The sequence below is a fragment of the Photorhabdus akhurstii genome, from assembly GCF_018448925.1.
GTDB classification, from domain to species: domain Bacteria; phylum Pseudomonadota; class Gammaproteobacteria; order Enterobacterales; family Enterobacteriaceae; genus Photorhabdus; species Photorhabdus akhurstii.
This window is the reverse complement of record NZ_RCWE01000025.1, coordinates 63634-74754: the sequence shown is the minus strand read 5'-3', so window position 1 is coordinate 74754 and position 11121 is coordinate 63634. Positions and strand designations below refer to the sequence as shown.

Genomic DNA, 11121 nt, shown 5'->3' with positions numbered 1-11121 from the left:
AGAGTCACGGAAGGAACGTTTAAGACGAAGACGTGGATAGGCTGGGTGTGTAAGCGCAGCGATGCGTTGAGCTGACCAGTACTAATGAACCGAGCGGCTTAACCTTACAACGCCGAAGGGGTTTTGGTGTCGGAAGACAGCAAACAGAAGTCGGAAGACAGAAGAGAGAGAGATTTCAGCTTGTTCAGAGATTGGTTCCAATGGTTGTGGTGACTTAGAGTCAGACAAGGGTTGGAATAAAACGGAATATGCCTGGCGGCGATAGCGCGGCGGTCCCACCTGACCCCATGCCGAACTCAGCAGTGAAACGCCGTAGCGCCGATGGTAGTGTGGGGTCTCCCCATGTGAGAGTAGGACACTGCCAGGCTTGACTTTTAGTGTTGTGTTGTGATGAAAGGCAGCATAAAGCACAAATAGCAGTGAGTAGGACAAATCTGTTGCAGATGGATTTGAGCGTCGCGAGGAGCGACGGTCCGAAGGGTGAATGGCAAGCAAGCTATTCGGTGAACTGCCAAAGTTGATATATAAGTTTTATATCGTAGCAAGCGATATAAATCACAGAGAATTCGGTGGTGCGGTAGTTCAGTTGGTTAGAATACCGGCCTGTCACGCCGGGGGTCGCGGGTTCGAGCCCCGTCCGCACCGCCACCTTAATTTGCAGAGAAACCCTGAGAGAAATCTCAGGGTTTTTTGTCGTTTATGAGTATTAAAATCAATAATTACCTTATTTTATTTGATAAAATCGGATAGTTTTTATAGTTATTCTGTATTTAAGAGGTTTTTTACGTGGTAAAAAAAACCTATGCGATAAGGTATGTCGCGGGCCAGCCTGTTGAACGTGTTTTTCCTATGTCGACTCATCAGCTTGGGAATGCATTACCTGTAGGTACTCCTTTGATCACTGGCACAAATGAGCTTAGGGTTGTTGTATGGAATATCTATAAACAGCAGCGTCCTTCATGGAGAAAGGTTCTAAAGGAGCTAACTAACGAAAGCCAGTTGATTTTATTACAAGAAGCGCAGACTACTCCTGATTTAGTTGAATTTGCTACCTCAAATTACTTGATAGCTGATCAAGTTCCCGCATTTTTATTGCCACAACATCCATCAGGTGTAATGACGTTAGCAACTTCTCATCCTGTCTATTGTTGCCCATTGAGAGAGAAAGAGCCTCTTTTACGTTTATCTAAATCAGCTCTCATCACTGTTTATCTTTTACAGGATAATCGTCAGTTAATGGTTATTAATGTACATGCGATAAATTTCAGTTTTGGTGTAGATGTGTATAGCCGTCAGCTAAATAATATTGGTGCTCATGTTCGTTTACATAATGGTCCAGTAATTATGGCTGGTGATTTTAATGCGTGGAGTAAGCAACGATTAAATGCTTTAAAACGTTTTACCAGATATTTACACCTTGAAGAGGTATCTTTTACTGATGACTATCGGACAATCGCGTTTGGTAAGCCTTTGGATTTTATTTTTTACCGAGAGTTGAATATTGCTGATGCTATTGTGATACCTACTGATGCTTCCGATCATAATCCTCTTGTTGTAAATTTTCATTAATTCTTTGTTATAAGAATATATTGGTCTATTTATAATGAATTAAATTCTTATTTAATTCATTATAAATGAATATGATTTTATAACTAAAAAAATATTATATCATTGTTGATTTATTGTAACTATTTATTATGTATTGCGATGAATTTATATTTCAAAAATAAGATTTATTTTAATTAATATGTAAAAGTGATATTTAAATAAATATCAAATATATCTTTTCTGAATAAATCATAACCACCCGCATAGCGGGTGGTTTGCTCTAGCCCTATAAGGGCATATTACCGACTGCGCCTAAATGACGCTCCTTTCTCTTCGTTCAAGCTAAGTGTCTTTGCTTCTTTGGCTTACCCCTTGAAGGGGTCTTCATGCTCTCGTGTACTTAACTTATCCTGCATTAAATCTGACTTTTCTTGCTCTCTGATGTATTTTCGGATTGTGGCTTCATTTAGCCCTACCGTACTCACGTAGTATCCTTCTGACCAAAACTTCCTATTGCCAAACTTGTATTTTAAATTGGCGTGCTTATCAAATATCATCAATGCGCTTTTACCTTTTAGATATCCCATAAAACTTGAAACACTTATGCTTGAACATCTATATCGTAACGGAAAGGTGTTTTTCTTGGTATAACCCTTGATTTCCACCCGCATAGCGGGGGGTTTTATGTTTAAGAAGCTGACGCTACTTAAACTGGCTAAAGCCATAAATTAAAATAAATGCCAGAGTAATCTGGCATTTATGAGTAAAAATTATTTGTTTATCTGATGTGTTTGAAAAATATTTTTCTTTATACTAAAGAAATAGGTGACTGATAATAAGATTACCCATACGATTCCCACAATTAATGCAATACGGGTTTTCTCGAAATAGCCTAGTAATACAATAACAAATACCATAAAGATAATAGTTAATGCAGGTGCTATTGGCCACATAGGAACGGGGAATTTCAGGGTTTTAACTTCTTCTTTGCTCATTTTGCAGCGCATAGCAACTTGAGAAAGTAGGATCATCAACCATACCCATACAGTAGCAAATGTTGCGATAGAGGCAATGATAACGAAAATCTCTTCCGGAATCATATAGTTGAGTATGACTCCAATTAACAAAACTGCTGACATAACGATTACAGTCATCCAAGGTACGCCATTACGACTCAACTTGGTGAATGATTTAGGCGCTTGCCCTTCTTGTGCCATGCCATACATCATACGGCCAGCACCAAAAATATCGCTATTGATCGCTGAAATTGCCGCAGTTATTACCACGATATTGAGAATATTGGCAGCAGAATTGATACCTAAGCTAGAAAAAATCTGTACGAATGGGCTACCTTCTTGACCGATCTGATTCCACGGGTAGATACACATTAAAATAAACAGAGTCAGTACATAGAACAGTAGAATACGGAAAGGGACAGCATTGATTGCTTTTGGAATCGTTTTTTCGGGGTTTTTGGCCTCACTGGCAGTAATACCAATGACTTCAATACCCCCAAAAGCAAACATTACAATGGCGAGTGAAGCTATCACGCCACTGATGCCATTAGGCATAAAACCGCCATATTCCCACAAACTGGCAATGCCGGTTGCATGATCTGTTTCTTGGCCGAATCCATAGATCATGATAGTCATGCCGCCGATAATCATAGCGATAATTGCAGTGACTTTCACAATCGAAAGCCAGAATTCCATTTCACCGAAAATTTTTACATGGCAAAGATTAATTGCGCCAATAAAGCAGACAATGCTTAACACCCAGATCCATTGTTCCACATGGGGGAACCAGAGTTTCATATAGAAACCGAATGCAGTAACGTCAGCCAGGCAAACTATCAGCATTTCGAATACATAATTCCATCCGGTTAGAAATCCGGCTAAAGGGCCGAGATAATGGCTGGCATAGTGTGAAAAAGAACCGGATACTGGATGGTGAACAGCCATTTCGCCTAATGCACGCATCACCATAAATACGGCAGCACCGCCGATTAAATAGGCGAGTAATACGGCTGGTCCAGCTTGCTGAATAGCTGCTGCCGAGCCATAGAACAGCCCTGTGCCTATCGCGGAGCCTAATGCCATAAAGCGGATGTGCCGCCCGGTTAGACCCCGTTTCAGCTGAGTTTCATTATTCTGCATTATTTATTCCTGTCACTTTCTCAGTGCTAGATATATTTTAAGCACACAATGCCTCGACAAGTCACACGTTAGCCAAGCGAAGCAAACCCCGTACCTTACCATAAAGATTGATGTTCGCGGGATAGATATCTGCAATAATGCGCCCTTGCCTAATGAAACCAGAGATTTTTATGTTTTACCCGATTAACGAAGTATTCCAGACATTGCAGGGAGAAGGTTTTTTTGCCGGAGTCCCGGCAATTTTTATTCGTCTGCAAGGGTGTCCGGTTGGTTGTAGCTGGTGTGATACTAAACACACTTGGGAGAAAGAAGCGGAAAAGCAACGGACATTGGAAACAATTTTGCTGAAGACGAGTGAAAGCAATGAATGGAGTGAAGCATCTCCTAAGCAAATTGCAGCGCTGTTTGTTCAACAGAAATATACCGCACGTCATGTTGTTATTACTGGTGGTGAGCCTTGCCTTTATGATCTTATACCTCTTATCGAAGAGTTAGAAAGCCTTGGCTACCAATGTCAGATAGAAACCAGTGGTACGTATCATGTTAAATGTTCTGATACTACTTGGGTGACAGTTTCACCAAAAGTTAACATGCGTGGTGGGTACCAAGTATTGCAGCAGGCTTTGCTAAGGGCTAATGAAATAAAATATCCGGTTGCTAGGGAAAGAGATATTGAAGCATTGGATGAGTTATTAGCGACATTGGATGACAACTCATCGCGTATTATTGCACTGCAACCTATTAGCCAGAAAGAAGACGCTACTCGTTTATGTATTGAAACCTGTATTGCCCGTAATTGGCGATTTTCTATGCAAACACATAAATATTTGAATATCGCCTGAGAAAAGCTTACTGCACTGGAGGTTTCCTGGTGCAGTAAGTTGTTTCACTTACCGCGGAAAATAGCTCCCGCATTACAGGTTTCTTTCACCATAACGGCACTGAGTTGTGGAATTGTTGGTTTAACTTTATCCCAAATCCAGGCAGCTAATACTTCGCTGGTTGGATTTTCCAGTCCGGCGATATCATTCAGGTAATGGTGATCTAGCTGTTCCCAAATGGGTTTGAATAGGGCTTTTAAATCGGCAAAGTCCATAATCCAGCCACTATGAGGATCGACCTCCCCGGTAATTTCCAGTCGTACCATAAATGAGTGCCCATGCAGGCGACCGCATTTATGACCTTCTGGGACATGTGGCAGACGGTGGGCGGCTTCAAACTGAAAATCTTTAAAAATCGTTGTACTCATAGTGGTTCTCCCTGACTTCAAAAAACCCGCTATTCTACCCGATCTTCTGAATTAAACCTGACTTTTTCATTTTTTTGCAACCGCTCTTATTAACTGTTTTATAGATATATTAAATCTGTAAATATGGTTAGGCGTTTTGGTTATTTGATATTGCGATAGTTTCTTTAAATAGTAACAAGTCGCTGAGATAACCTTACAAACCATCCCTATTTATTTTATTTACTAAAAATAACGGACATTGGTAATCGTAAAGGGCAGCACAGGACAATGAGCATAAAACCACCTTCAATTTCACTTCTTCCGGTTTCACCTGAACAGCTAGCGCGTTTGCAGTCGGCAATTGGGGATTTTTCACCGACTCAATTAGCCTGGCTGTCTGGTTATTTTTGGGGAATGGTAAATCAGCAACCACAAGTTCAGGTTGTGGCTCCGGCAGTTCCGACGCAGGAGACGATTACATTAATTTCAGCTTCACAAACTGGTAATGCTCGTCGTTTGGCTGAACAACTCCGTGATGATTTGTCGGCAGAAAAACTCAATGTCAATTTGGTCAATGCCGGTGATTATAAATTCAAACAAATTGCTCAAGAGAAGGCGCTGATAATTATTGCTTCTACTCAAGGTGAAGGAGAACCTGCTGAGGAAGCGGTTGCATTATATAAATATCTCTATTCTAAAAAGGCCCCGAAGCTGGATGGTACGGCATTTGCGGTTTTTGGTTTGGGTGATACCTCTTATGAGCGCTTCTGCCAGGCCGGAAAAGATTTTGATAATCGTCTGAATGAATTAGGTGCTCAACGGCTTCTGGAGCGTGTAGATGGTGATGTGGAATATCAACAGGTTGCGGCTCAGTGGCGTCAACAATTAACTGGAGTCCTGAAACAGCGTATTCCGGCCGGGACAGGGACTGTGATTGTTTCTGCACAGAATAGATCGGTAAATGAAATTTTCTCAACTTCTTATACTAAACAGGCGCCATTGACTGCTGTTTTAGCTACCCGTCAGAAAATAACGGGACGTGGTTCTGATAAAGATGTTCGCCATATTGAAATTGATCTGGGTGATTCAGGACTGCGTTATCAGCCAGGTGATGCTCTGGGCGTCTGGTTTGAAAATGATCCGGCGCTGGTGGATGAAGTATTGAATTTGCTCTGGTTGAAAGGAACAGAACAGATTGAGGTTAATGGTCAGAAATTGCCATTAAGGGAAGCACTGATCGGTCATGTTGAGCTAACTCAAAATACCAGTGTGATTGTGGAAAAATACGCTGTTCTTGCGAAAGATGAAAAATTACTTTCTTTGATTGCTGATAAACAAGCATTACAGCAATACGCTCACAATAAACCGATCGCCGATATGATAAGAGAAGCGGCTTCTCAACCGGAGGCTCAGCAATTTATTGATTTGCTCCGGCCTTTGACGCCAAGGCTCTATTCAATTTCTTCTTCTCAGGCGGAAGTGGAAAATGAAGTTCATCTTACCGTTGGTGTGGTTCGTTATGAAATTGACGGGCGGACCCGCACCGGTGGCGCATCCGGCTATCTAGCCGATCGCTTACAGGAAAATGGCGATATTCGTATTTTTATTGAGCATAACGATAATTTTCGTCTGCCTGCCGATCCACGCACGCCTGTCATCATGATTGGGCCGGGAACCGGAATTGCGCCATTTCGGGCATTTATGCAGCAAAGGGAGGCTGATGGCGCAGAAGGGAAAAATTGGTTGTTCTTTGGTAATCCACATTTTACGGAAGATTTTCTCTATCAAGTGGAGTGGCAGCGTTATGTCAAAGATGGTTTGTTAACCCGTATTGATCTGGCATGGTCCCGTGATCAGCAGCATAAAATTTATGTTCAAGACAAACTGCGTGACCAAGGTGAAGAAGTGTGGCGTTGGATAGAGGAAGGAGCACATCTGTACGTGTGTGGTGATGCAAACCGCATGGCGAAAGATGTGGAACATGCGTTGCTGGATATTATTTCTGAGCATGGCGGCATGGATACCGAACAGGCAGATGAATTTTTAAGTGAACTGCGTCTTGAGCGCCGTTATCAGAGGGATGTGTACTAATGAACAATAAACAACATGGTCCTTTGATTGTTGAAGGTAAACTGGCTGACAGTGAGCGTATGAAGCGGGAAAGTAACTTCCTGCGAGGTACGATTAGCGAAGATTTAACTAATGGTTTAACGGGGGGTTTTGCAGGGGACAATTTCCTGTTGATTCGTTTTCATGGCATGTATCAGCAGGATGATCGTGATATCCGAGCCGAACGTACAGAGCAAAAATTGGAGCCACGTCATGCAATGATGTTGCGCTGTCGTCTGCCGGGTGGCGTGATTACTCCACAGCAATGGTTAGGTATTGATAAGTTTGCTGCGGAAAATACCCTTTATGGCAGTATTCGTTTGACGAACCGACAGACATTTCAATTTCATGGCATTCTAAAAGGAAATGTAAAACCTGCGCATCAATTGCTGAATCAGGTTGGACTAGATTCGCTTGCGACGGCAAATGACGTTAACCGGAATGTACTTTGTACCTCGAATCCTATTCAATCAGAATTACATCAGCAAGCTTACGAATGGGCGAAGAAAATCTCAGAGCATTTACTGCCACGTACTCGAGCTTATGCTGAACTCTGGTTAGATGAGGAGAAAATCGCAACGACCGATGAAGAGCCGATTCTTGGGCCGACTTATTTGCCGCGTAAGTTCAAAACCACGGTAGTTATTCCTCCACAAAATGATGTTGATCTACATGCTAACGATCTGAACTTTGTTGCCATTTCAGAAGGTAACAAGCTGGTGGGTTTTAACGTGCTGGTGGGTGGTGGTTTGGCGATGACTCATGGCGATAAAAATACTTACCCACGTATGGCGAGTGAGTTTGGTTATATTCCCCTTGAGCATACGTTGGCGATTGCGGAAGCTGTGGTGACAACTCAGCGTGACTGGGGCAATCGGACTGAGCGTAAGAACGCCAAAACCAAATATACCTTGGAGCGGGTGGGTGTTGATACTTTTAAAGAAGAGGTGGAGAGACGCGCTGGCGTGAAATTTGAGGCCATCCGGCCTTATGAATTTACTGGTCGTGGAGATCAAATTGGCTGGCTGAAAGGTATCGATGATAAATGGCATTTGACGCTGTTTATTGAGAATGGTCGCCTTTTGGACTATCCAGATAGACCGCTGAAAAGTGGCATTGCTGAAATTGCAAAAATACATCAAGGGGATTTTCGCCTGACGGCCAATCAGAACTTAATCATTGCTGGTGTTCCTGAAAGTGAGAAACAACGCATTGAAACTATTGCCCGTCAGCATGGGTTGATTGATGACAAAACCACAATTCAGCGTGAAAACTCAATGGCTTGTGTCTCTTTCCCAACTTGCCCATTGGCAATGGCTGAGGCTGAACGTTTCTTACCTGAGTTTGTCACTCACGTTGAACAACTGATGAATAAACATGGTATTGGCGATGAACATATTGTTTTGCGGGTGACGGGTTGCCCGAATGGCTGTGGCAGAGCGATGTTAGCGGAAGTTGGGCTAGTCGGCAAAGCGCTTGATCGTTATAACCTTCATCTTGGTGGTAATCGGATTGGCACCCGTATTCCACGCATGTATAAAGAAAATATCAGCTCACAAGAGATTTTATCTATTATGGATGAACTTATTGAGCGTTGGGCGACAGGGCGGCAGTCAAATGAAGGTTTTGGCGATTTCCTGATCCGCATGGATATTATCAAGCCGGTCTTGGATTCAGCTCGCGATTTTTATGATTGGCAGGAGGCGGTATGAGCCAATTCAACTTATCTCAATTCGCTGGAGTGACTGCTGAACAGCAAGAGCAATCGCTGGCTGAGATTAATCTTCGGCTTGAAATGATGGATGCTGATCAGAGGGTAAACTGGGCATTAGAAAATTTGCCAGGGGAATTTGTTCTTTCCTCCAGTTTTGGTATTCAGGCGGCGGTATGCCTTCATTTAGTGACACAAGAATATCCTGATATTCCGGTCATTCTTACTGATACCGGTTATCTATTCCCTGAAACTTATCAATTCATCGATAAACTCACAACGCAGTTGAAACTGAATCTGCAAATATTCAGTGCTGAATATTCTCCGGCCTGGCAGGAAGCTCGCTATGGGAAATTGTGGGAACAAGGCGTAGCGGGAATAGAACGTTACAATCAGATTAATAAAGTTGAACCAATGAATCGAGCTTTGAAAAGTTTAAATGTACAAAGTTGGTTTGCTGGTTTACGCCGTCAGCAATCTGAAAGTCGATCAAAATTACCGGTTCTGGCTGTACAGCGGGGAGTATTTAAGATTTTGCCGATTATCGACTGGGATAACCGGCGTGTGCATCAATATCTGACAAAACATGGCTTGGAATATCATCCATTATGGGAACAAGGTTATCTTTCTGTTGGTGACATCCATACAACCCAAAAATGGGAACCGGGCATGAGTGAAGAACAAACCCGTTTCTTTGGCTTGAAACGAGAATGTGGGTTACATGAAAATTAAAAACCCGGTATTTCCTGAGTGGGGATAATGATAAAGCCCTCGCTGTGTTTTAGGGCGAGGGGGATGATTAATAAAGCTATTTTGGCGAGATCGCTTATATTCCATTACAGAACATCAAATTCTTTTTTGTCATTTTATAACTTTACCGCCAACTCATATATTCATTCGAAACAGTTTCAGTACTTATAAATATTTCACTGGATATCAAGGGCAATCGTGGATTACTTACCGATATTTGTCGAGCTGAAAGGGCGGCTTGTATTACTTGTCGGTGGTGGTGAGGTGGCCGCGCGTAAGGCGACTCTACTACTACGGGCAGGTGCGTTATTACAGGTTGTAGCGCCTGAATTGTGCTCTGAATTACAACAGCGTTATCAAGCGGGTAAGTTGGAATGGTATAAGGGAGAATTTCAGCTTGAATATCTTGATGGCATCTTTTTAGTTATTGCGGCGACTGATGATCGTATTCTAAATCATCAAGTTTTTTCTGAAGCGGATAAGCGAGGTATTTTGGTCAATGTCGTTGATGATCAAGCTCATTGCTCATTTATTTTTCCATCAATTATCGACCGTTCTCCGGTTTTGGTGGCGATCTCATCGGCGGGAAAAGCGCCGGTATTAGCGCGTTTAATCAGAGAGAAACTGGAGGCGTTACTGCCTTCCAGTCTTGGCACGATGGCAAAAATCGCCGGGGAGTGGCGTGAGCGAGTAAAACAGCGATTCACTTCCATGCGCCAGCGTCGTTCTTTTTGGGAACAGGCTTTCAGTGGTCGTTTTGCTATGTTAGTTGCAAACGGCCAGATCCAAGAGGCGGAAAAACAGCTTGAGCAACAACTGGAACAGTCTGATTCGCAAGGAGAACTGGCTCTGGTTGGGGCAGGGCCGGGTGATCCGGGATTGCTGACATTAAAGGGATTGCAGGTTATTCAGCAGGCTGATGTGGTGCTTTATGATCATTTGGTCAGCAGCGAGGTACTGGATCTGGTTCGCCGCGATGCAGATAAAATTTGCGTCGGCAAAAGAGCGGGTAATCACTCTGTTTCTCAGGAGGAAACGAATCGGTTGATAGTGAAGTTTGCCAGGCAGGGGAAAAAAGTCGTTCGTCTTAAAGGCGGTGATCCCTTTATCTTTGGCCGTGGTGGTGAGGAATTACAGGTTGCAGCATCAGCAGGCATTCCTTTTCAGGTTGTACCGGGAATTACTGCCGCCATCGGAGCGACGGCTTACGCGGGAATTCCTTTGACTCACCGGGAACACTCACAGAGTATCACTTTTATTACAGGTCATTGCCGAGAAAAGGGGAATGAGCTGGATTGGCCGGCTTTAGCCAGAGGTCATCAGACTCTGGTGATTTATATGGGGACGGTCAAAGCCGCCTCGATAAGTCATCAATTAATTTTACATGGGCGAGCGGAAGATACGCCGGTAGCCGTCATTGGTTGTGGTACTCGTTTAGAGCAGCAAGTGTTAACCGGCACTTTGCTTGAACTGGAACAGTTAGCACAGCAAGCCCCGTCGCCGGCCTTACTAGTGGTGGGAGAGGTGGCTCAACTTCACCATCAGATAGCTTGGTTTGGGCAGCAATCTATTGCCAAGATAAGCCGTCCGGCAGTAGTCGATTTTGCATAAGGAGTTGT

At 43.2% G+C, this 11121-nt stretch carries 8 protein-coding genes, 1 tRNA gene, 2 rRNA genes and 1 pseudogene; 9 read left to right on the top strand and 3 right to left on the bottom strand.

All coding sequences use genetic code 11. The annotated features are described in order from the left end of the window. The 4 genes from EAE93_RS19645 to EAE93_RS19630 form a co-directional block, all read left to right on the top strand. Positions 1-106 (top strand): 23S ribosomal RNA (locus tag EAE93_RS19645); the annotation flags it as partial. A gap of 145 nt (positions 107-251) precedes the next feature. Then, positions 252-367, top strand: a 5S ribosomal RNA gene (rrf, locus tag EAE93_RS19640). Positions 368-571: 204 nt separating this feature from the next. Continuing rightward, positions 572-648, top strand: a tRNA-Asp gene (locus EAE93_RS19635). A gap of 138 nt (positions 649-786) precedes the next feature. After that, positions 787-1569, top strand: a complete 783-nt coding sequence (locus tag EAE93_RS19630) for an endonuclease/exonuclease/phosphatase family protein (protein WP_036778056.1) — start codon at positions 787-789, stop codon at positions 1567-1569. Positions 1570-1913: 344 nt separating this feature from the next. Here EAE93_RS19630 and tnpA read toward each other — a convergent pair. Together tnpA and EAE93_RS19620 are read right to left on the bottom strand one after the other, a co-directional pair. Next, a pseudogene (tnpA, locus tag EAE93_RS19625) lies at positions 1914-2153 on the bottom strand (IS200/IS605-like element ISPlu5 family transposase); the annotation flags it as partial. A 165-nt stretch (positions 2154-2318) separates the two neighbouring features. After that, entirely contained in the window at positions 2319-3704 is a 1386-nt protein-coding gene (locus tag EAE93_RS19620) for an amino acid permease (protein WP_036778054.1), read from the bottom strand. Positions 3705-3874: 170 nt separating this feature from the next. Between EAE93_RS19620 and queE the strand changes: the two genes are divergently transcribed. Then, on the top strand, positions 3875-4546 hold the full coding sequence (queE, locus tag EAE93_RS19615) for a 7-carboxy-7-deazaguanine synthase QueE (RefSeq protein WP_105398958.1): 672 nt from the start codon (positions 3875-3877) through the stop codon (positions 4544-4546). Between the two features lie 44 nt (positions 4547-4590). Here queE and queD read toward each other — a convergent pair whose 3' ends face one another. Beyond that, entirely contained in the window at positions 4591-4953 is a 363-nt protein-coding gene (gene queD / locus EAE93_RS19610; protein WP_214040379.1) for a 6-carboxytetrahydropterin synthase QueD, read from the bottom strand. Positions 4954-5220: 267 nt separating this feature from the next. Between queD and cysJ the strand changes: the two genes are divergently transcribed. The 4 genes from cysJ to cysG all read left to right on the top strand — a co-directional run bounded on the left by cysJ (position 5221) and on the right by cysG (position 11113). Then, a complete protein-coding gene (cysJ, locus tag EAE93_RS19605) occupies positions 5221-7023 on the top strand; it encodes an NADPH-dependent assimilatory sulfite reductase flavoprotein subunit (protein WP_214040378.1) in 1803 nt (600 codons plus the stop codon). Next, complete coding sequence (cysI, locus tag EAE93_RS19600; protein ID WP_036808480.1) at positions 7023-8753, top strand: assimilatory sulfite reductase (NADPH) hemoprotein subunit; 1731 nt, start codon at positions 7023-7025, stop codon at positions 8751-8753. Before cysJ ends, cysI begins: the two co-directional genes overlap by 1 nt. After that, a complete protein-coding gene (locus EAE93_RS19595) occupies positions 8750-9484 on the top strand; it encodes a phosphoadenylyl-sulfate reductase (RefSeq protein ID WP_036778047.1) in 735 nt (244 codons plus the stop codon). Before cysI ends, EAE93_RS19595 begins: the two co-directional genes overlap by 4 nt. 216 nt (positions 9485-9700) lie before the next feature. Then, a complete protein-coding gene (cysG, locus tag EAE93_RS19590) occupies positions 9701-11113 on the top strand; it encodes a siroheme synthase CysG (protein WP_040151618.1) in 1413 nt (470 codons plus the stop codon). Positions 11114-11121 lie beyond the last annotated feature (8 nt).